Genomic DNA, 20,744 nt, shown 5'->3' on the forward strand with positions numbered 1-20,744 from the left:
GAAGCTGATCTTTTTTGTCCGAACAGCGTTCGGATTAATTTTACAATCTACCAAATCGATATCTTTTTATAAATCAAATAACTCGCATGTGTGTGTCGGAGCCCGTGAAACGTAATTGTTTTAATTCCAAGCTTTTGATGAGCAGCTCTTAATAATTTATTGACGGCATTATCGTTGGGAACGTCTGGGCTGTGTATGCCGATAAAGATTAATTGTAAGTCGTTTTTTAGACAACAAGTGACTTGGTCTTGTTGTAGCGTCGTCAGTACTTTGATTAGGGTGGGTGGAATCGTAATGGTACGATTTGACGCTTGGGTTTTGGTAGGCAAAAAATCGCCGGGACCTTTATAGTCGAGCGTTTTATCAATCCGAATGGTCTGATTTTGAAAATCAATGTCGTCCCATGTTAGTCCAGCAATTTCGGAATAACGAGCACCGGTCAGTAGGCCGGTTAGAATCATGACGGCACTAATGTTAGCGATTGAGGCTTTCGGCATAATATAATCGCGTAATTTACGCATGTCGGCCAAATCTAAATAGTTGTCATTGTGGGTCCCATAATCGGTACATTGTGGAATTACAGTTCTGGTTGTAAAATTACGCCGGATAACACCATCATCGACAGCGTCACTAACACAAGCGCGACAATGACCAGCAATTTTTGCGACCGTCTCGCGCGAATACGACTTGGCTAAGTGGTTAATGAAATTTTGGTACCTAGCTCGTGAGATGGTCGCAATTTTTTGTTGACCAAAATGGCGGCCAATTTTATCCAATGTGAATTCATAATTCCGGTAAGTAGCTGGAGCAACTTTAGCGGCTTTATACGTTTCGAACCATTCTTGGAAATAGTCATAAAATGTCCGATTCGAAGTGAGCAGATCAGCGCCCTCGAGTTTTGCTTGTTCATACATATTGGCAAAATAAGTTGCTGCTTGCTTAGTCTTAAAAGTGCCATTTTTTTGGCGGCGTTTACCAGTAGCATCATGATAACTTACTCTGACTGCCCATGAGGAACCGCGTTTGATAATACTTGCCATATTGATCTTCCTTTCATACTTGTTAGCATGACATCGTTAAAAACGGCGATTGTTGACCTCACCTCCTTTGCGATAATGGCTTAGACGAAAAAGGGGCATAATAAATACCAGCATTTTACATTGGGCGCAGCATTGGACTAAATTTAGCAAGGGTTTATTTGTTTGAGTAAAAGGGGTCGTGCCCATCATGATGATACCGGTAAATAAGGTCGTAGGTGATGAGCGCGCCACTGAGCACTAGCCAAAACAGTAACTGATGCGCATGCACCCAAATTAACCCATCAATAACTAATGCGAAGGGCAATGCAAGCCAAATCCATTTGGTGAATAGTTTATAAGTAAATAGGCAAAATAGTGTTGCCATCAAAAATAACATTGTTTTTGCTCCTTAATTTGTAAAACTAGCGTATCAATACGTAAATATTACTGCCAGACGGTGTTGGTGACAATACTGATTAAGCAATCACGGTTTGGGCAAAATAGCTCCGAAGTGGGGTAGCTTAAATAGGCGTAAATATATACTGGGCTTACCCAGATTGAGATTGAACAGAAAAAAGGGGTAAAATGAGTAAAAAGGCGAATACCATTGTTTTTTGGATTATGGCTATCATACTGGTCGGATGGGCTATTGGCAGCCAATAAAACAACTTTTAAGCTACTTAAAAGCACTGCCAAAAATAGTAAGGCGACTCAGACATCAGGTTATCAAGCGCAAGACCAAAACATGGCTAGGTACACAACCATAATCAAGAATAAAGCCGTCGATGTTGGTATTGTTCAAACCCGGAAATACAACTGGACAATTAAAAGAATTGAGGCTCAGTGACATGGTACATTTTTAACGGTGCTATGCGCTGTGGTATTGGCACGTCTCAACAAGAGCGAGGAAGTTTCCTATGACAATTAAACAATATGACCCATTGCTACCAACTTTGTTATTATCACTTCATCCAGAAAATACGGCAGCCATTATTGCCGGTACCAAGATTATTGAATATCGCCGTCGATTTTATCAAGATGCCTTTCAAGCCTTCGTTTACACGACTGGCGCTCAAGGAGGGATTGAACTATTCATTCGTTGTGACAAGCCAATTCAGGCCACTGCCGCGGTTTTAGGACAAATCGGAGCAATCTTACAGCATGACGTCGCCGACGAAATTAGCGCTTATTTTGCGGCTCGTAATACGGGCCTGGAAATTCCTATCGTTGCGTTTGAACGCCTTCCAAAAATTAGTCTAACAACTATGAGAACCAAGTTTAGTAACTTTGTGACGCCACAAGGTTATACTTTTTTAGATAAACCAGCACGGCAAGACCAACTCACTTATTTGCGTCAACAACCGGGCTTCCAGGCGACCACCATTGATTGGCAGCCTAAATATGAGCAAATCAAGGACTTGTTTGCATAAAAATACCGTTTCAGATTGAGCGTGGGCTCGCTGAAACGGTATTTTTGGTCCTAACTAAGTAAAGTGATGGTCCTTGTTGATCAGTTGTCGTTAGCCTCGAGTTCAATCATTTCGTCTAACACTTGGCCAGGCGTTTTATCGAGCGCAGCGGCAGTTGCCTTTAGAATTCGCCCGGAAATACTATTGGTGCCGCCATTGGAATCACTGGCACGTTGTAAGGTGGACTGACTTAAACCAGTCATTTTGGCAATCTGATAACGGGTGACATTTTGATTATCTAAGTACACTTGAAAAATATTCATTTTATTAACCTCATACTACTTAAATTGAAATAGAGCTATATCTTAGTGAATAATTGTGGCGAATTAATGGGGTAGCAGTTGGGTCTTTGAACTAGATTAAGTAAGGATGGCAATCACAGTAAGGGCAATTAACACGATCAGAACTGCGATTTGAATGTAATCGCGCGTTTCGTTTGAGATATGAGACACCTCCTAAAATAGTCAGTGATCGACTACGTTTGGACCGACACGCTGTAGATATAAATTTTACAATTAGAGATATACTGTAAAACGTTTATATGTAATTATAATGTAAAACGTATAAAAATGCTTGTTTTTTTGATACAGCCAAGTGATTCAAAGCGAACAAAATTAATTTTTACCATCAGTAGCGCGGGTCCAGCTGGAGTGCTCGTTTGGTTAATTAGAGTTGAATTCAATCATTCTTGGAGATGCCAACTAATTTTTGCATACAAAAAGAGCTAAAATCGCAAGATGCGGTTTTGGCTCTTTTTATTAACTAACGAATGATTTTTTCATAAACGAAGCAAGCATCATCGGGATGGTAGACGCCATCCATCTTGCCGACGCGTTCGAAGTTCATTTTGGCGATTAAGTGTTGCATGGCCATGTTATCCGTATGGGTATCAATCCGGATACTCTTGATTTCAGGATGTTCTTTAGTAATATGGGCAATAATTTTTTCGAATAATTGCGTGGCATAACCGTGACCGGCATGGCTCGAATGAATCGCCACCCGATGAATGACGACGTATGGGTCAGTGGTGTTTAACCAAGTGGCATCCGCGGTGTCGTAAGTGGCATCTGGGGATGGCACGACAGCGACCGCACCAACCGTGGCGTTATCGTCAGCGTTGAATAAGTAAGCCGCACCTTGCATAATATCTGCCGTAATTTGTTTGCGGGAAGGATAGTCGCCTTGCCATTGGTTGACGCCGGCTTCGGCGAGTTGGTTACGACCATCACTTAAAATATCAATGATCGTGTCTAAATCATCTAAAGTTGCTTGTTTGAAATACATTGAAATGACTCCTCTCTAAACTGCCCGCGGTCGTAAAAGACACGCTCGACTTTAAATAGTATACAGAATTGAGTTCAGAATGAAACTATTTTCACTCGATTCTTAGGATTTTTTCAATTAAACGTCGTTTTCAAAATGGCTTGCGCTTGTGCGTCTAAACCGTGAGCGGCGTTGTAATCGGCGACACGTTGCGGGGCATATTGATACGTATTGGTCCGCAGCGTCCGTTTGTAAAATGGTAAATAGGGCAATTGTTTTTCATGCGCGATAGCCACCGCGGCGTCGACATCAAAATCAACGTGGCGATAATCAATGGCTTGCACGCCAGTTTCATCAATAGTTAAAATCAAATACATCGCCCGTGGTTGACGCAAAGCGGGGTGGATAGCAGTTGGCAGGCCGACCGTTCCCGCATTTAAGATTAACTGGCCCCGAGTTGAATAGCGCATGACTGGCTGATGGGTGTGGGCGTAAATCACGATATCGGGGTTACCACTTGCCGCTTGGTCGAAGTTGAGTTGGGCTTCAGTCGGCGCCATCGTGTGACCACTGGCGAAGTTAGGCAAGACGTGTTGTAATCGAATCGTTAAGGGACCGACATGTTTGGTGACCGTCATGGGTAAGTGCAATAACTGGTCAAAGTGGGTTGAAGTTAACTGGGCATAATCATAAGCCGTTAATATCGTTGCCATAACTTGTTTAGGTTTGGTAAAGTTTTCGGCGGTTGCCTTTAAAACTTTACGATAATTTTGTTCATGATTACCGAGCACTGCAGCGGTTGGGTGGACCGTTTCGAGTAATTGTAAACATTTTTCAGATTCGGGCCCGCGGACAGCAACATCACCAACTGTCCAATATTCGTTGACGTGCTGGGCTTTAGCGTCTGCTAGGACGGCGGCTAAGGCGGTGGCATTGCCATGAATGTCAGATAAAACAGCAATTCTTTGCATATGTAAAGTTCCTTTCAAGCGACATTTTCACAACGTGCACGGCCGGAATTGAAATGTTGCAAATTTGTCAGTTTGTAATTACTTCGCAAAGCGAATGTAATTTAAATCTGTTATAATAATTTCGAAACGAAGTAATATATTAGCACGTATATTCAAGCCAATTCGTTTCGCGGCCGTGGTCATCCTTTGTGATGATGACGGCTTTTATTTTAGCATAAATTATTCAGTAAGCTGATTTTCCGGTCATAAAAAAATAAATTAAAATAAAATTAGTATTGACAGTATAAAATGAGAATGTTTTAATAGTCACAACAACCAAACGGAAAGGAACGATGTTTATGAGAACGACTTTTGCTAACAACGCGTATTATTACGGCTTTACTTACTTTAGGTAGCGCCCGTATCAGTAACTTAGATACGGACGTCTCGCACGTTCGTGTCTAAGGTTAGCAAAGTCAGTTTTGACTTGGCCAGCTAGACACGTAAAGTCTAGCCGGCAAATATCGTTTTACCACGCCATCTTCGTCACGATGGTTAGCCGCCAGCTAGATTTTAAAATCTAGCTGGTTTTTTTATCGCCATTTTCGGTTAATCAGTTGAAGGAGTGAACGTCATGAATCACAAAACTTTATCAGTCAGCCTGTACTTGAACTACTTTGTGCACGGGCTTGGATTAATTATTTTAGCGCAAAACATGCAAGCTTTGAGCCAGCATTGGCAAACGCCGCTGGCGACCGTCTCGTACGTGATTTCCGGCGTCGGGATTGGCCGGCTGTTAGCTTACTTTATTTTAGGCAACTTGTCGGATCGCTATGGTCGCCGGTTATTCGTCAACCTGGGGATGTTAAGTTACTTGATTTTCTTTGTCGGCATGGCCAATGTGACCAACTTACAAGTGGCTTACGTTTTAGCAATCTTAGCGGGGGTCGCCAATTCTGCTTTAGATTCAGGTACTTACACGACTTTCTTAGAGATGCAAGGGGCCAAAGGGGCAGCCAATGTTTTGCTAAAAGCGTTCGTCTCGGTCGGCGAATTCTTGTTGCCACTGCTGGTGGTGACGCTCAATACCGCCAAGCTCTGGTACGGTTGGTCGTTCATGTTAGCTGCAGGTATTTTACTCGTGAACTTTTGGCTTCTTAATCGCCAAACTTTTCCGGCTAAGAATCAAGCCACAACTACGACCGTTACGGCGGCGACTAAATTAAGTCGCCCCCGGCAATGGGCCGCTAGCTTGGGATTGGCCGGTTACGGCTACACGTCGATGGCGTTGATGATTTTATACACGCAATGGATTAGCTTATTCGTTAAACAAGAGCTGGGTTATCACGAAGTTTTAGCGCACTTGTTATTGTCGCTTTACAGCATCGGGTCCATTACCGGGGTCCTCGTTATTTTCTGGTTACTCAAGCGCGGCGTCGCTGAAACGCGATTATTAGTCACGATGAATCTCGGCTCGTTACTATCATTAGCGGTCGTTTGTTACACGTCTTGGGGCTGGCTTTCCAGTCTGGCGGCATTTGCGTTTGGCTTCACCGCGGCCGGGGGCATTATGCAAGTTGGCCTGAACTTATTCATCAAGCTCTACCCGCAACATAAGGGGCGTATTACGGGGACTTTCTTCACCTTTGGCAGTCTCGCATCATTCACGATTCCGCTGATTACTGGCTGGTTATCCCAACAAAGTTTAGGGGCCGCGATGCGGTTTGATTTGATTATTGGGATTGCTGGTTTGGGCCTGATTAGCTTAACGGCGTGGGCATTACGGTCGCAACCAACTTTGACGAGTCAACGCCAACAGATCAACCAAATCGACCACCAAATCATCAAATTATTGAATCAACGTTTTGAAACGGTGACGACGATTGGCGAGCTCAAACAACAAGCACAATTGCCGGTATTAGACGCTAGTCGCGAACAACGAGTCTTGGACCGTGTCGCCCAGCAGAGTCAACAAGCGCAACATACGCCATATTTACAAGCCATTTACAAAACGATTATGGCCAATTCACGGGCTTACCAAACCACGAAAACGGAGGAACAAACACATGATTGATTACGTTACGGCCGGAGAATCACACGGGCCCCAATTAACCGGTATCTTAACCGGCTTACCAGCAGGTTTAACCATTGACGTTGATGCCATTAATGCCGCTTTAGCGGCGCGACAAGGCGGCTTTGGCCGCGGCAATCGCCAACAAATTGAACACGACACGGTCACGGTCACGGGTGGGTTACGCCATGGGGTGACATTAGGGTCGCCCCTAGCATTAACGATTCAAAATCGCGACCACGCCCATTGGCAACAAATTATGGATCCGGTTAGCCCAGCTACTCCAGAAAATAGTTTGCGACAAGTCACGCGACCGCGACCGGGGCATGCGGATTTAGTGGGCGGCATGAAATATGGGCACCGCGATTTACGTAACGTGTTAGAACGCTCTTCAGCGCGGGAAACGGCGATGCGCGTCGCGTTAGGTCAGCTCTGCAAACAATTGTTAGCGCAATTAGATATTGACTTGATTGGCTACGTGCAACAAATTGGGCCCATCCAAGTGCCAGACGACGACAGTTTGGATGTGGCGGCGTTGCGGCAGGCGGTGACCAGTAACGATTTGCGCATTGTGGCGGACCAACAAGTATCAGCAATTCATGACCTGATTACGGCGACCAAAAAAGCGGGTGATACGTTAGGTGGTGTCATTCGTGTCGTGGCGACCAATGTGCCGGCCGGCTTAGGCAGTTACACGAATTGGAATACGAAGTTAGATGGGCAATTGGCGGCTGCCGTGATGGGGGTCAATGCGATGAAAGGCGTCGAGATTGGTGATGGGTTTGCTGCGGCTGCCCGCTACGGCAGTGAAGTTATGGATTCGATTGCTTGGGATGCGACGACGGGTTGGTCCCGTTTAAGCAATCACTTAGGTGGGTTTGAAGGCGGGATGACCAATGGCATGCCCGTGATTGTCAAAGCGGCCATGAAGCCCATCCCAACCTTATACAAACCGTTACAAAGTGTCGATATCGACAGTAAAGTCACGCAAAAAGCCAGTGTCGAACGGTCCGATACGACGGCGATTGTACCCGCATCCATCGTGGTCGAAAGTGTTGTGGCCATTGAGTTGGCCCGGGCGCTAACGGCAACTTTTGATGGCAGTAACTTGGCCCGATTACAAGCGCAAGTGCACGCCTACCGGGCGGAATTGCAGGTCTATTAATGAGGCGCGTGCATACGTTAGGGCCGGCCGTAACGGACAGTTATGCGGCCGCGCAAACTTATAATCAAGCACATTGGCAGGGTAGCGCCGAAATTATCGGCCATCCGAGCTTTGAAACGCTTTTGACTAACTTGGCGCAATATCCGGGCGACTACTTGCTGATTCCGGCGGCCTTTAAGTCACCACAGTTACAAGCGAGTTGGGGCGATATCCACTATGCGTTGTTAGACACGCTGCAACTCCAAGCGACATTTATAACGCCACTTGCACCGTTAGTCGTGGTGCAGCGGTTATCGGCCGACAATCGCGTCGGTTACACGCACGCGGCGACCGCGCAACTCTTAGCGCGCAGCGTCCATGGCGTGACCGTGCAAACCGCCGCAAGTAAATATCAGGCCTATCAGTTATATCAAAAAAACTTGGCGGCGTATGTGTTGACTAATGAAAAAAACGTCACGTTAACTGCCGATGAACGGATTATTAAACGGCTGACACCGCCGATGGTGTGGTGTCTCTATCAAATTAACGAGGTGTTGGAATGAAAAAATTGAGTACACAACCTAAAAATGGGTTACATGGTCAATTGGCGGTGCCGGGTGATAAGAGTATTTCCCACCGGGTCTTAATATTAGGGGCCGTTAGCCACGGGACGACGACGGTTCATCATTTTTTAACGGCGGCCGATTGTTTATCGACTTTGACCGCTTTACGGGCCTTAGGGGTACCGATTGAACAAGCGGGTTCGACGGTGCAAGTCACTGGCCGTGGTTGGCACGGCTTAACGGCCGCCAAACAATCGTTAGACCTTGGAAATGCCGGCACCGGCACGCGGCTATTAGCTGGTTTACTGGCAGGGCAGTCGTTTGACAGTACCTTAATCGGCGATGCGTCACTCAGTCAACGCCCAATGCAGCGCGTGGCGACGCCGTTAGCCGCCCTTGGTGCCCAAATCGACTTATCGGCCGGACATTTACCGATGCGCATCCATGGTCAAAACTTACATGCGACGCATGTTCAGATGACGGTTGCGAGTGCGCAAGTTAAAAGTGCGCTGATTTTAGCGGCCTTACAAGCCGACGGACCGAGCACGATTATGGAAACTCTCCCGACGCGTGACCATACCGAACGGCTGGTCCGGGCCTTTGGCGGTGACGTACAGACGGCCGGTGATCAGCGGACAGTAACGGTGCAACCGCGGCCACAACTGCATGGTCAAACCTTAACGATTCCCGGGGACATGTCGTCGGCAGCTTTCTTCATGACCGCGGCAGCAATCGTGCCACATTCCCAAGTGACGTTAACGGATGTCGGTTTGAATCCGACGCGGACTGGCTTATTACAAATCTTGCAACGCATGGGTGGTCAAGTGACGGTCACCCCGCAAGTCAATCCGGGCGAACCACTGGGAACGGTGACCGTTACTGCCAGTCAGCTCCGGCCAATCACCTTAACGGCTAGTGACATTCCGGCAGTCATTGACGAATTACCACTAGTTGCTTTGTTGGCGGCAACTGCTAACGGCGTGAGCCGGATTACGGGCGCGGAAGAATTGCGCTACAAAGAAACGGACCGGATTGCGACGATTGTTGCCGAGTTACGCAAGTTAGGGGTCAACATCACGGCGTTATCCGATGGTTTCGTCATTGATGGCCGGTCACCATGGCACGTTGTTGATTCGCAATTGGCGAGTCACGGCGATCATCGGATTGGCATGATGCTAGCCATTGCGGCGTTGCGGGTATCGACGCCGTTACAACTGACAGACGCCGGGGCGGTCGATATTTCGTATCCGACATTTTTTGATGATTTAGCGCAGTTATTACCAGCAAAGGCGGTGCTAGCATGACGAAAGTGTTAATCAATGGTCTCGGACTGATTGGGAGTTCGTTGGCCTTAGCCATCAAACAAGTTGCGCCGGCCGTCACGATTGTGGGCAGTGACAGGCAGTCAGCAACTTTAAGCCAGGCCCAAGCGCATCAAATCGTTGATGAAGTTACGACCGATTTCTCAAAGGCAGCTTTAGCAGCCGATGTCATTATTTTAGCGGGTCCGGTCAGTGTGATTACGGCGAATTTAGCCGAGTTGGCGACGTTAACTTTAAAACCGCACGTCTTAGTGACCGATGTTGGTAGCACCAAACAGAGTGTCATGCGCGCGGCACGACCGTTGCAACAGCAAGGCATCACCTTTATCGGCGGTCATCCGCTGGCAGGGTCCCATAAGTCCGGCGTGTTAGCGGGGCGCGCCAATTTGTTTGAAAATGCGTACTACTTGTTGGTGCCAGGCTTGGCTGATACTGCCGCTATCCAACAACTTCAACAGTTATTGCGGGGTTTACATGTCAAATGGTTGACGGTCACCGCCATCCAGCATGACCGGTTGGTGAGTCAAATCAGCCATCTGCCACACGTGGTGGCGGCCGCCTTAGTGAATCAGACACAAAATACGCTGGCCGATTCACCCCTTGGGTTACGACTAGCGGCGGGCGGGTTTAAAAGTATCACGCGGATTGCTTCGGCGGACCCGACCATGTGGACGGCTATCTTGTTGAACAACGCCACCCAAATAACCAGTGGTTTACAGGGATATATTGATGAACTAACTCAAGTTCAGGCTGCGATTACCGCCAAAAATGAGCCGGCCATTACCCGATTTTTCACCCAGGCCAAAACAACTCGCGACGCTTTAGGTCCCGAACGTTTGGGCAGTTTACCAAACTTTTACGATTTATTTTTAAATGTTCCGGATCAAGTGGGCGCATTAGCCGATGTGACGCAGCGGTTAGCGGCGGCGCGGCTTAATTTAGTGAATATTCATATTTTAGAAATTCGGGAAGAAGTCGACGGGGTCTTACAATTAACGTTTGACTCTGCCGCCACCCAAACTCAAGCGGCGCAGTTATTGGCCGCGGCCAACTATCAGATTGTGAGGAAAAGCTAATGGAAGCGATATTAATTGGATTCATGGGAAGTGGCAAAACGACGGTCGGCCAATTATTGGCGCAACGATTACAAACGGCCCATGCCGACTTGGATGATTTGATTGTCCAAGCTGCGGGGCGCCCGATTACGCAAATTTTTGCGGAACACGGAGAGCCATACTTTCGGGGGTTAGAGCAACAGACCCTCCGCCAAGCGATGCGAGGTGCCGGCGTGTTATCAACGGGCGGTGGCACTCCTACCGTGGCGGCAAATGCGACCATTTTGACGCACAGTCCGATTCCGGTCATTTGGCTGCAAGCTAGCGATGCCACGATTTTAAAGCGGGTCACCGGCGATACGCAACGTCCGTTAGTCAATGAGTTGAAAGTCGATGAGCTATTAGCCTTAAAACATCGCCGCGAACGATTGTATGCCGCGGCGGCTGATTTAATTATGCCGACCGATGCGTTAACCCCCGTAAAAATTGTCCAGGCGATCACTGACTGGTTGGCACAACCGCAAGTTCATCGCGCTTAGTAAGTTAACTAGGCATTGGGTAGTTGACGCGCAATACTTAACTTTGAAGGGCCCCGCTAACTTATTAATAACACTCACCGCAATTCACTCACTATAATCAGAGCTAAAAGTAGGGTGGTGAGTAGCGTGGCACAGTTAAAAAAGTATGAGTTTCTGGGCGTGTATGGCGTCTTGGTTGGCTTATTCGTTTTGTTAGAATCGTGGCCGATGCATTTATGGCAAGATACGCTGTTGCGACTTGGTATCGCGGGATTGGCGTGTGCTTGGTATCGGTGGCGGTTTAAGCATTGGTCGTTTTGGCGGCCCGCGTTACCACTTTGGCGCCAACTCGTGATTAGCTTAGTGGTGTTTGCTCTTGTATTTCCGAAAAACGCCGGCATGTTAGAAAATACGTATTACACTTTTTATCAACCCGTTAAGTTGATTTTACCGGCGATTTTAATCGGGATTGGCCCGGCGGTGATGGAGGAAGTCTTTTGCCGCGGGTTACTGTTAGCCGGTTTTTGGTGGTTGTTAGCCCGGACCAATCCGTTTAATCGCTACTTTGGCGCTAGCAGTCTGAGTGCAGTGATCTTTGCGGTGACGCATTTAAATAATTTATTTTATGGGAACGCCGTATCGACGGTCTTATTTCAAGTGGCCGAAACGTTTGTGATGGGCTTAGTGCTAGCCTTGATTACGCTAGCAACCCATGCGCTCTGGGGCGCGATTGGCTTTCACTTTTTGTTCGATTTAGCGCCGATTGGGACTTTTGATATGAGTACGCCACTGACGGTTAGCGAGTTTGGTTTTGAAATGTTGACGTTAATTCCGATGTTGCTCGTGGCGGTGATTGGGTTATGGTATTTAGCCCGTCGCCAAAAATAAAGTCTTCGAATGTTGGCCTCCAGCAAGTTAACTTGCTGGAGGGATGTCTTTTTTAATGACACCTATTATTTGAACAGTACAATACAGGAGTCACCACTAGTGGTGACTCCTGTATTGTGTCTAATCGATAGCGACAATTGATCAGTATCCGAAAGTTTGCTCCCAGACTTTTGGTGTCAAAACATGGCAATAATCAAATAAATATTCAATATCGTAATAATACCAGCGAGCGCGTAACCGCCCCAAGTGGTCCACCACCGATTAACGTGGGCCCCCATTAATTGGGGATTACTAGTCAGTTTGACCATCGGGAATAAAGTAAATGGTAAGGCCACACTCAACGCGACTTGCGCATAAATGATCAAATTTTCAAAAGTTTGGTCTTGAAAGCCGACGAGACAACCGATGATAATAATTGGAATCAAGGTGACTAAGCGGGTGAGTAACCGCCGTTGCCATAAGGGCAGGCGAATATGCAAGTAGCCTTCCATGACGATTTGTCCCGCTAAAGTACTCGTAATCGACGAAATTAGGCCGGTGATTAATAGCGCAAATGCAAATAGCCAACTCATCATGGGACTAGCTAAGCTGCCGACGACCGCCGTACTTTTTAGCCCGTTAAAAACGGCTTGCAAACTGGCTAAGGCATGACTGTGGCCGAAAAATAGGGTGCCACCTAAGACTAATAATAGCGCGTTGATTAAAAAGGCCGCCACTAAATGGACGTTCGAATCCCAGTTGGCAAAGCGCAATGCTTCGTGAACTTGCTTGGGGTCATGATAGTCGTAGCGCCGGCTTTGAGCGAGGGACGAATGTAAATATAAATTGTGCGGCATAATCGTGGCCCCTAAAATCCCTAAACTCAAAACTAACGCTGTGTGATTTTTGAAGATTAAGCTCGTGGGTAGTAGTCCCGCAAGCACAGCACTGCTATTAACGTGGGCGCGGCCAACTTCTAAGCCGAAAATAATGCCGACAGTTAAGATGGCTGCTAAGACCATGAATTCGATGCGACGAATCCCAAAGCGTAAAAATAAGAGCACGACTAAGACATCGCCAATGGTCAATAAAATCCCAGCTAGGAGCGGTAAGCCGAATAACAATTTCAACGCAATCGCCGTCCCAATCACGCCGGTCAGGTCAGTAGCCATCATGGCAACTTCGTTTAAAATCCAGGCGGCGTAACGCCACGGTTTCGGAAGTTGCGCGGCAATCGCTTGCGCCAAGTCTTGTCGTGCCACCACGCCTAACTTAATGGCCAGCATTTGCATGAACATCGCGACGATAATCGCTAAGGCCAGCACTGTGAGCAAGTGATATTGAAATTGGCCGCCACCCGCAAGCGAGGTCAGCCAGTTGCCGGGATCCATGTAACCGACCGCCACGAGGGCACCCGGGCCGCTGTAGGCGAGAAACTTTTGCCAAAAGGCGGTTTGATAAACGTCCGGGACGGCGACACTTTCATTAATTTCCGCTAAGCTTTTTTCGTTAGTTTTGGACAACGGCGGCCGCCTCCTGCCAGCGAGTTGCAAGGCTCGCTAAAAATTCGGCGAAGCGCTCGTCGGCGTTTAAACAAGGCATGACGTCAAAGCGGTCGCCACCGCTGGCTTTAAAGGTCTGATAATTTTGCACATTATCCTCTTCTAACGTCTCTAAGCAGTCGCACACAAATGAGGGGGTGACGATTAACACATTGCGTTTGCCAAGTTCGACTAGTTGCATTAATTTGTTCTTCAAATACGGCTTGAGCCAGGGCATCGGGCCGAACTTCGATTGATAGGCCGTGATAATCTTATCGCTAGGAACGGCAGGCATCCGAGCGGCCACCGCGGCGGTAGTTGCCCGACATTCATCCAAATACGGGTCGCCGTGATGGACCATCGCGGTTGGAATACTATGGTAGCTAAAGATGACCGCATCGTAAGTATGTTTTTGATAGGCGGTGGTGATTTTATGCGCTAAGAGTTGCTGGTAATCCGTTTCATCATAAAAATGTTTGATGATGGTCATCGGCACCGCCGCGGCTTCCGCCTGATTAATAATGGATTGGTGCGTGCTTTGGGTGTATTGGGGGAAGAGCGGCAAAACGGTGATATGCTCACAGCCGTCCGCGTGCATGGCTTGCAAGGTGGCCGCAATATCGGGTTGGCCGTAAGTCATCGCCAAACGGACGTCCCAGTCTGGCAACGCGGCTTGAACTTTAGTCGTTAATTGTTGACTATAAACGATGAGCGGCGAACCGGCTGGTAGCCACGTGTCACGATAAAAAGTGGCTGACCGCCACGAACGCATCGGTAAGATGATGCCACGTAAGAGTGGTTGCCACAACACTTTAGGCATTTCAATAACGCTTTGGTCGCTCAAAAATTCTTTTAAGTAGCGTTTCACATCCGGCGTTTGGGGACTAGCCGGGGACCCTAAATTGACGAGTAATAATCCAGATTTCATAACGACGCCTTCTTAGACTTATTATTAAATAAATAATAGCATAAATCATTTGTTGCGCGGGGTGAAAATGGCTTAACAATGCGGTTTATCGTGTGATAACTTAACCAGTGTTAGCAAACTTTATACATAAATACCCGCATTTGACAGCGCGACAAATGCGGGTAAAAAATTAATGATGTTGTTTTCGTTTAGAATTTAAATAGTAGCCGGCATAACAGATGGCCACAAACGGTAACGTGTAATACAGGGCGATGCGTTGATTTGGATCAAACCAAATCAGTAAGCACGACAGGGCACTTAAAATAAAGGCCAGCCATGGCACCACTGGATAACCCGGTGTTTTGAAAGCCAAGTCCGCCAGATTTTGTCCACTTTTAACGTAGGCTTTGCGAAAGTTGATTTCTGACAAAGCAATCGCCATCCACACAATGACGACGGCTAACCCGGAAATCGAGACTAAGACGAGGTATACCGAACCGGCCGCGTAAATACTAGATAGTAGTGCTAAGATACCACCGAGCATACTGGTCATTAAGGCAATTAATGGCACGTCACGCTTGGTGGTGCGTTTGAAAACTTTCGGAATGGTGCCTTCATTAGCTAACGACCACAACATCCGCGTCGACGCGTATAGGCCGGAGTTGGCCGCCGACATGATGGCAGTCAAGACGACAAAGTTCATCAAGTCAGCGGCATAAGGAATGCCAATTTCTTTGAAAACGAGCACAAACGGACTTTGCGTCACGCCGGCTTGTTTATATGGAATCAACGCGGCCATGACAAACATACTGCCAATGAAGAAAATAATGAGGCGCCATAACGTGGTCCGAATGGCGGTCGGAATCGTGTGGGCCGGGTCTTTAGTTTCACCGGCCGTGATACCGATGAGTTCGGTACCGGAAAAGGCAAAGTTAACGGTCAGCATAGTCGTAAAGACGCCGCCAAAGCCGTTGGGAAACCAGCCATTTTTCGTATAATTGCTCAGTAACGGTGCACTAGTGTGGCCGTGGAGGGGTAACCAGCCAACAATCGCTAAGCCCCCGAGGACGATGAAGGCAATGATGGCAATCACTTTGATACTAGCGAACCAAAATTCAGCTTCCGCAAACCAGCGGACGGATAAGGCGTTGATCGTGAAAATGACGACCATGAAAACGAGACTCCAAATCCAAGTCGGAATGTGGGGAAACCAATTTTGCATAATCAGACCAGCGGCCGTGAACTCGGAACCGAGTGCGATGGTCCACGTCAGCCAGTACAATACGGCGACCGTAAAGCCGGTCCCGGGACCAATATATTTTTTGGCGTAGACGTGAAAGGCGCCCGTGTACGGCATTGCCACGGCGAGTTCGCCGAGACACAGCATGACTAAGTAGACGAGGATTGCGCCAATCGTGTACGCTAGTAAGGTACCAATGGGCCCAGCCTCGTGAATCGTGTAACCGGAACTTAAGAAGAGCCCGGTCCCAATGACCCCACCAAGGGAAATCATCAAGACGTGCCGGGATTCCATTTGCCGGTTCAGGTGGGTTTGTTTTGACATTAAGTATGAGCCTTCCTTGAAAAAGATTGTTAATTAGAATATGATGAGTAAATTGCCAATGCAATTAGAATAACATAATTTTGGGTCAGAAAGGAAACTGATTATGCAAGTTTTATCATTAAATGACCGTTTAAAACAGGGGCCGGTCGTCTTAGATGGGGCGATGGCTACTGAACTTGAAAAGCGTGGGGTCGCGACCGATAGTGCGTTGTGGTCGGCGACCGCCATGTTAGATCACCCGCAAGCCATTACAGCAGTACATCAAAGTTATTTTGCGGCCGGGGCGCAAATTGCGATTACTAATACGTATCAGGCCAACGTGGCCGCCTTTGTGCAAGCAGGCGTCTCCGCTGAAAAAGCGCGCCCATTAATTCAACAAGCCGTTCAAATTGCCAACACTGCGCGCGATAACTATGCCCAAACGCATCCGGACTTTCAAGGCTATGTGGCTGGGAGTATTGGGTCATACGGCGCTTATTTGGCGGATGGGAGCGAGTATACCGGTAAATATCACTTAGATGAAGTCGCGTATCAAGCCTTTCATCGCGAACGGCTGCAACTCATTACGGCGGTTGGCGTGGATGTGCTGGCGCTTGAAACGATGCCGAACTTTGCGGAAGTTCAAGCGTTAGTTCATTTAATTACCGCTGAATTTCCCGCGCAACCATACTGGGTCAGCTTTAGTATTGCTGATGCCCAGCACTTGTGGGACGGTACTGATTTAGCGACCGCTGCCAAATGGGTTGCCGCCCAACCGAACGTCGTGGCAGTGGGGGTCAATTGCACGCGGTTAGAAAATATTGAACCGGCGTTGCAGACGTTACGTGATGCGGTTGAAATTCCGTTGATTGTTTATCCTAATTCTGGGGATGAATACGATGCGGTCACGAAGACGTGGCAAACAACCGACGCCAGTCACACTTTCGATCAGTTCGTACCCAAGTGGTTAGCCGCGGGCGCCAACATCATCGGCGGCTGCTGTCGCACGACCCCGGCTGATATTCAAACCATTGCGCAGTTGATTAACGGTTAGCGGGTCTTTCCAAGGATTGGTAAAGCCGGAATTGCCGTTGTGAGTCAGCAGCAATTCCAGTAGCCGTGGCGACCGGTTCGAGCCAAAAAGCGGTCTCGAACCTCACTTTGAAGCTCGGCCCGGCCCGCCAATCTTCAAAGATGTCGGTGGCGTAAGTCCGGCCAAAAGCATGCCGAACTAACGCCACTTGCACGGCAACTTCCATTGCTGCTAACTCACAACTGAATTGATCTCGTAATGAGTAAATGCGGCTCGTTTTAATGAAACCGTGATTAATTGGTATATCAGTGATATGGCTGAGTTTGGTCAGTTGATTGTAAATTAGAGTTGCCGCTAAAGTGTTTTTTTCAAAGGTGTGCCAGTTTATATGGATAATCGTGAAAAGCTCAGTTAATCGAGATTCACCGATATTTGGAAAGACCCTGTTTAGCACACAAAATTGCTGCTTTGTTTAAAAGGTGCAATCAAATCATGGTCGCACCATTTTACGTTGGTCGTGACTTCTGTTGGTAATGTATGAACTATATGCCATCCATTGTGACAGCGGCATCGTCGGAATCAGGGATGGCGTTGTTACAGACCTGCCAACTTCCATTTCCCAGCATAAAAGTGGGGCTAATGTTAGTCGCCGTTATTATCGTTAGCTTAAGTTGAATAATCGGTAGTTAATAATGAAAATTATCTAATCAAAAAAGCACCGGACATTGCAATTTGACGCAATGTGCGGTGCTTTAGTTATGGTTACGATTAGGCTTTATTTGTAAGCTTTAACCGTAACTTTTTTGTTAGCTGATAAGACGTGGAAAGTCTTGACGGTCTTGCTACCAGACTTCTTGGAAGTATAGTAACCAGCAACGGCAGAGGTGTGTTTAGCACCTTTGGCACTGATCGTCTTAGTGAAGGTCAACTTGTTGTTGAGTTTCACGTATTGCTTACCGTTGTAGTTCGTAATCCGAACGTACGTGGCGGCGTGCTTCTTGGCTAAAGCTTTGGTGCTAACTTTAACGGCCCCGGTAACTTTAATGGACTTGTTACTCTTGGTCTTTTGTGAAGCTAATTTTGAAACGCTATAAGCATATTGCTTAACAGCAGGTTTAACGGCTACGTTGACTTTTGGTGAGTTCGTGTTGAACTTCTTCACCGTCTTGCCATTTGCGTCCGTGGTTGTGGTGTAATAACCAAGGGTGGCACTGGTATGGTAAGCACCCTTAGCGCTAATAGTAGCATTGAAGCTACCATTAGTTGCTAATTTGATATATTTAGAACCGTTGTAGTTGTTGATACGAACGTAAGTCGCGGGGTTCGTTTTGGCAGCCGCGGCGTTAGCAACTGCTGCGGAACCGGTGACTTTAACGGACTTGTTGTCACTCGTCTTCGCGGATACAAAGTTCTTTACCGTATAAGCGCTGACGTATGGTTTAACCGCCACGTTAACTTTCTTAGATAATTCCTTGAAAGTCTTAACGGTGTTGCCTTTAGCATCGGTCGTAGTTTCGTAATAACCGGCTGTTGCGGAAGTGTGGTAAGCACCCTTGGCACTGATAGTCGCATCAAATGATAAATCGTTGTTTAATTTAACGTATTGCGAGCCGTTGTAGTTGTTGATGCGAACGTAAGTCGCTGGGTGGTTCGTGGCTAATTCGGCAGTAGCGACCGCCAACTTACCAGTGACTTGAACGGATTGGTTATTGTTAACCTTTTGAGAAATAAAGTTATTGACGTTATAAGCATATTCCTTCGTATAAGAAACATCGCTTAATTGCTCGAAGTAGGCTTGTGAATCCTTAGCATCGCTATCTTCGATGTAAACGCCAAGTTTAACGGTGTTGGCACTAGCTTTATAGCCGGCATAGTTGGGTGCGGGCACGTCAATGATCGTTCCGGCCGTCCCACCTTGTTTGCCAACTTCAACGGTTTGCGTCTTGCCATCTTTAGTAATCTCAATAGAAGTTGGGTCTTCAGAGTAAGTCCGGTTGGCTAGTTCACTCTTTTCTTTCGCATTGTAATAGTTAACAGCGGTCGTTGGCGTGAATGTCTTGCCATCGGCGCTTAACTTCAAGGTGATTGTCTTCGACTTGGTAATGTAACCTTCAATGGTTGGTGTGGCAACGGTTACCGTGCCACCGGGAACACAGGTGACGTCTTTAATGGTCATCGTGTGGGTCCCACCATTTTTCGTAATGGTAAAGTTAGCGTCTTGCTTAATCGCCGGCGCCGTTGTATCGGCTTGGGCCGTGACGGGTTGATTGTTAACGGCGACCGTCGTTAAAGCGGTACTGAACAATGCGAGCGCTGTCATTCCTGTGAAAAGTAACTTGTGTTGGTTCTGAGTAGAACCGAAAGATTTGTTAAACATAGCTATTGAACTCCTTTTTTTTATTTGCTGATTCCCCTGAATAGCTAAGTCCATTATAGTTAACTAGATAAAATTTGTCTGCATTTTTATTAATGTTATTATAATAATCAGCTTTTAGCTGCAAAAATAATGATCCGATAAAACACCTGAAAACGGTGGGGTGTTGGTCGTTTAGACGGTTAGTTGATTAATTGAGTAGCAACTTATATTTTTAATAGAAATAATTTTGGTGATAAATGCCATAAAAAAACAACTAACCGGCTGGGGTTAGTTGTCGCTTAGTAAAGTAAGAACATTAAAACTAATTGAATCGCAATATTAATCATTAAATGCAACCGCAAGCGGCCATAGGATTGTTGGACGAACCAAATCGCAATGACCACCGCAATGGCCACCATTGTTTGCCACGTGAGCGGTTGTAAGAAGATTGTTACGACCAAGATGGCGCCAGTAACGGCGGAGACAATCTGATTGATTTGCCGTTGTTGGCTGAAACTTGGGACATACAAGAAGACGTAACTCGCAACCACTGGGGTGAGCTCCCATAAGAAGGTCGTTGACAAATAATTGTTTTGTAAATAAAAGACGGCGACCGGAATGGTATACGTCATAATAATACTGAAGACGACTAGGCCAAAGTAGTTTTGCATCCCTAAGCGTGGAATGGCCATCACAAATAGCCAAACACTACACGTTAATAGTAAGTATAGTAATTCCGATTCACTGGCGATAATATTCGTGAAGGCTAGGGCGACCGAAACGCCAATGGCAATCAAACTCCACTGCGCCGGGATGCGTCGATCTAAAATAATGAAGATTGCCGCTGATACAGCTAAGGTGTAGCCAATGAGCGGCAACTGGGCGGCTGAAAACTCCGCCGTTTTGAATGAGCGACCGTAATCTAAGGCGACCCACCAACAAATGATGCTTTGCAAAATCGTAAAAATGGCGAGGTGCACATAATTGCGTTGTAACTTTAATTTTCCAATTCGAATCATAGGCTAACATCTTTCTTTAGAGTTAATATTTCAATCCTAACGATAGCGAATCTAACAGTCAATAATTTGATAAGAATCTTTAAAAAAAACGTGGATTGTGATAA

Annotated in this window: 19 protein-coding genes; 9 read left to right on the plus strand and 10 right to left on the minus strand. The window is 46.9% G+C overall.

All coding sequences use genetic code 11. The features are described 5' to 3' along the window. Nucleotides 1-47: 47 nt before the first annotated feature. Entirely contained in the window at nucleotides 48-1,040 is a 993-nt protein-coding gene (locus DY78_RS11725; protein ID WP_024623885.1) for a tyrosine-type recombinase/integrase, read from the minus strand. 896 nt (nucleotides 1,041-1,936) lie between these two features. Between DY78_RS11725 and DY78_RS11740 the strand changes: the two genes are divergently transcribed. After that, on the plus strand, nucleotides 1,937-2,449 hold the full coding sequence (locus DY78_RS11740) for a hypothetical protein (protein WP_024623882.1): 513 nt from the start codon (nucleotides 1,937-1,939) through the stop codon (nucleotides 2,447-2,449). An 80-nt stretch (nucleotides 2,450-2,529) separates the two neighbouring features. On the opposite strand, the gene DY78_RS11745 is transcribed toward DY78_RS11740, so the two are convergent. The 3 genes from DY78_RS11745 to DY78_RS11755 all read right to left on the minus strand — a co-directional run bounded on the left by DY78_RS11745 (nucleotide 2,530) and on the right by DY78_RS11755 (nucleotide 4,722). Further along, nucleotides 2,530-2,751 carry a hypothetical protein gene (locus DY78_RS11745; protein WP_024623881.1) on the minus strand — a complete coding sequence of 74 codons (222 nt, stop codon included), beginning with the start codon at nucleotides 2,749-2,751 and terminating at the stop codon, nucleotides 2,530-2,532. 499 nt (nucleotides 2,752-3,250) lie between these two features. Next, the gene (locus DY78_RS11750; protein WP_024623880.1) at nucleotides 3,251-3,772 is read right to left on the minus strand and encodes a GNAT family N-acetyltransferase; all 522 of its coding nucleotides are present in this window, start codon (nucleotides 3,770-3,772) and stop codon (nucleotides 3,251-3,253) included. 113 nt (nucleotides 3,773-3,885) lie between these two features. Further along, nucleotides 3,886-4,722 carry a metallophosphoesterase family protein gene (locus DY78_RS11755; protein ID WP_024623879.1) on the minus strand — a complete coding sequence of 279 codons (837 nt, stop codon included), beginning with the start codon at nucleotides 4,720-4,722 and terminating at the stop codon, nucleotides 3,886-3,888. A gap of 613 nt (nucleotides 4,723-5,335) precedes the next feature. Between DY78_RS11755 and DY78_RS11760 the strand changes: the two genes are divergently transcribed. The 7 genes from DY78_RS11760 to DY78_RS11790 all read left to right on the plus strand — a co-directional run bounded on the left by DY78_RS11760 (nucleotide 5,336) and on the right by DY78_RS11790 (nucleotide 12,262). Then, complete coding sequence (locus DY78_RS11760; RefSeq protein WP_024623878.1) at nucleotides 5,336-6,775, plus strand: chorismate mutase; 1,440 nt, start codon at nucleotides 5,336-5,338, stop codon at nucleotides 6,773-6,775. Next, nucleotides 6,768-7,937: a chorismate synthase gene (aroC, locus tag DY78_RS11765; RefSeq protein WP_024623877.1), complete on the plus strand. Its 1,170-nt coding sequence runs from the start codon at nucleotides 6,768-6,770 to the stop codon at nucleotides 7,935-7,937. Before DY78_RS11760 ends, aroC begins: the two co-directional genes overlap by 8 nt. After that, nucleotides 7,937-8,479, plus strand: a complete 543-nt coding sequence (locus tag DY78_RS11770) for a hypothetical protein (protein WP_024623876.1) — start codon at nucleotides 7,937-7,939, stop codon at nucleotides 8,477-8,479. The genes aroC and DY78_RS11770 overlap by 1 nt, the downstream gene beginning before the upstream one ends. Continuing rightward, complete coding sequence (gene aroA, locus DY78_RS11775) at nucleotides 8,476-9,783, plus strand: 3-phosphoshikimate 1-carboxyvinyltransferase (protein WP_024623875.1); 1,308 nt, start codon at nucleotides 8,476-8,478, stop codon at nucleotides 9,781-9,783. The genes DY78_RS11770 and aroA overlap by 4 nt, the downstream gene beginning before the upstream one ends. Continuing rightward, nucleotides 9,780-10,877 (plus strand): prephenate dehydrogenase, encoded by a 1,098-nt coding sequence (locus DY78_RS11780; RefSeq protein ID WP_024623874.1) that lies wholly within the window; start codon nucleotides 9,780-9,782, stop codon nucleotides 10,875-10,877. Before aroA ends, DY78_RS11780 begins: the two co-directional genes overlap by 4 nt. After that, the gene (locus tag DY78_RS11785; RefSeq protein ID WP_024623873.1) at nucleotides 10,877-11,395 is read left to right on the plus strand and encodes a shikimate kinase; all 519 of its coding nucleotides are present in this window, start codon (nucleotides 10,877-10,879) and stop codon (nucleotides 11,393-11,395) included. Before DY78_RS11780 ends, DY78_RS11785 begins: the two co-directional genes overlap by 1 nt. Nucleotides 11,396-11,521: 126 nt before the next feature. Further along, nucleotides 11,522-12,262 carry a CPBP family intramembrane glutamic endopeptidase gene (locus DY78_RS11790; RefSeq protein WP_024623872.1) on the plus strand — a complete coding sequence of 247 codons (741 nt, stop codon included), beginning with the start codon at nucleotides 11,522-11,524 and terminating at the stop codon, nucleotides 12,260-12,262. A 176-nt stretch (nucleotides 12,263-12,438) separates the two neighbouring features. Here DY78_RS11790 and DY78_RS11795 read toward each other — a convergent pair whose 3' ends face one another. From DY78_RS11795 to DY78_RS11805, 3 genes are all read right to left on the minus strand, one after another. Further along, nucleotides 12,439-13,764: an Nramp family divalent metal transporter gene (locus DY78_RS11795; RefSeq protein ID WP_024623871.1), complete on the minus strand. Its 1,326-nt coding sequence runs from the start codon at nucleotides 13,762-13,764 to the stop codon at nucleotides 12,439-12,441. Beyond that, nucleotides 13,751-14,710 (minus strand): ferrochelatase, encoded by a 960-nt coding sequence (gene hemH, locus DY78_RS11800; protein ID WP_024623870.1) that lies wholly within the window; start codon nucleotides 14,708-14,710, stop codon nucleotides 13,751-13,753. The genes DY78_RS11795 and hemH overlap by 14 nt, the downstream gene beginning before the upstream one ends. A 169-nt stretch (nucleotides 14,711-14,879) precedes the next feature. After that, on the minus strand, nucleotides 14,880-16,253 hold the full coding sequence (locus DY78_RS11805; protein ID WP_024623869.1) for an amino acid permease: 1,374 nt from the start codon (nucleotides 16,251-16,253) through the stop codon (nucleotides 14,880-14,882). Nucleotides 16,254-16,356: 103 nt separating this feature from the next. Between DY78_RS11805 and mmuM the strand changes: the two genes are divergently transcribed. Beyond that, nucleotides 16,357-17,286, plus strand: a complete 930-nt coding sequence (mmuM, locus tag DY78_RS11810; protein WP_024623868.1) for a homocysteine S-methyltransferase — start codon at nucleotides 16,357-16,359, stop codon at nucleotides 17,284-17,286. Here the strand turns inward: mmuM and DY78_RS11815 are convergent. The 3 genes from DY78_RS11815 to DY78_RS11825 all read right to left on the minus strand — a co-directional run bounded on the left by DY78_RS11815 (nucleotide 17,276) and on the right by DY78_RS11825 (nucleotide 20,640). Next, entirely contained in the window at nucleotides 17,276-17,491 is a 216-nt protein-coding gene (locus DY78_RS11815; protein WP_056993528.1) for a hypothetical protein, read from the minus strand. The two genes, mmuM and DY78_RS11815, sit on opposite strands and share 11 nt — an antisense overlap. Before the next feature lie 549 nt (nucleotides 17,492-18,040). Beyond that, entirely contained in the window at nucleotides 18,041-19,642 is a 1,602-nt protein-coding gene (locus tag DY78_RS11820) for a hypothetical protein (RefSeq protein WP_024623867.1), read from the minus strand. 278 nt (nucleotides 19,643-19,920) lie between these two features. Further along, complete coding sequence (locus DY78_RS11825; protein ID WP_024623866.1) at nucleotides 19,921-20,640, minus strand: hypothetical protein; 720 nt, start codon at nucleotides 20,638-20,640, stop codon at nucleotides 19,921-19,923. Nucleotides 20,641-20,744: the final 104 nt, after the last annotated feature.

This window comes from Lactiplantibacillus fabifermentans DSM 21115, assembly GCF_000498955.2.
Taxonomy (GTDB): Bacteria; Bacillota; Bacilli; order Lactobacillales; family Lactobacillaceae; genus Lactiplantibacillus; species Lactiplantibacillus fabifermentans.

Excerpts from the sequence above, each read along its gene's own strand:
- DY78_RS11755 (WP_024623879.1), bottom strand. The coding sequence starts at position 4,722 with ATGCAAAGAATTGCTGTTTTATCTGACATTCATGGCAATGCCACCGCC.
- DY78_RS11770 (WP_024623876.1), top strand. The coding sequence starts at position 7,937 with ATGAGGCGCGTGCATACGTTAGGGCCGGCCGTAACGGACAGTTATGCG.
- DY78_RS11785 (WP_024623873.1), top strand. The coding sequence starts at position 10,877 with ATGGAAGCGATATTAATTGGATTCATGGGAAGTGGCAAAACGACGGTC.
- DY78_RS11740 (WP_024623882.1), top strand. The coding sequence starts at position 1,937 with ATGACAATTAAACAATATGACCCATTGCTACCAACTTTGTTATTATCA.
- DY78_RS11780 (WP_024623874.1), top strand. The coding sequence starts at position 9,780 with ATGACGAAAGTGTTAATCAATGGTCTCGGACTGATTGGGAGTTCGTTG.
- DY78_RS11805 (WP_024623869.1), bottom strand. The coding sequence starts at position 16,253 with ATGTCAAAACAAACCCACCTGAACCGGCAAATGGAATCCCGGCACGTC.
- DY78_RS11825 (WP_024623866.1), bottom strand. The coding sequence starts at position 20,640 with ATGATTCGAATTGGAAAATTAAAGTTACAACGCAATTATGTGCACCTC.
- hemH (WP_024623870.1), bottom strand. The coding sequence starts at position 14,710 with ATGAAATCTGGATTATTACTCGTCAATTTAGGGTCCCCGGCTAGTCCC.
- aroA (WP_024623875.1), top strand. The coding sequence starts at position 8,476 with ATGAAAAAATTGAGTACACAACCTAAAAATGGGTTACATGGTCAATTG.
- DY78_RS11725 (WP_024623885.1), bottom strand. The coding sequence starts at position 1,040 with ATGGCAAGTATTATCAAACGCGGTTCCTCATGGGCAGTCAGAGTAAGT.
- DY78_RS11750 (WP_024623880.1), bottom strand. The coding sequence starts at position 3,772 with ATGTATTTCAAACAAGCAACTTTAGATGATTTAGACACGATCATTGAT.
- DY78_RS11820 (WP_024623867.1), bottom strand. The coding sequence starts at position 19,642 with ATGTTTAACAAATCTTTCGGTTCTACTCAGAACCAACACAAGTTACTT.
- DY78_RS11815 (WP_056993528.1), bottom strand. The coding sequence starts at position 17,491 with ATGGAAGTTGCCGTGCAAGTGGCGTTAGTTCGGCATGCTTTTGGCCGG.
- mmuM (WP_024623868.1), top strand. The coding sequence starts at position 16,357 with ATGCAAGTTTTATCATTAAATGACCGTTTAAAACAGGGGCCGGTCGTC.
- DY78_RS11745 (WP_024623881.1), bottom strand. The coding sequence starts at position 2,751 with ATGAATATTTTTCAAGTGTACTTAGATAATCAAAATGTCACCCGTTAT.
- aroC (WP_024623877.1), top strand. The coding sequence starts at position 6,768 with ATGATTGATTACGTTACGGCCGGAGAATCACACGGGCCCCAATTAACC.
- DY78_RS11760 (WP_024623878.1), top strand. The coding sequence starts at position 5,336 with ATGAATCACAAAACTTTATCAGTCAGCCTGTACTTGAACTACTTTGTG.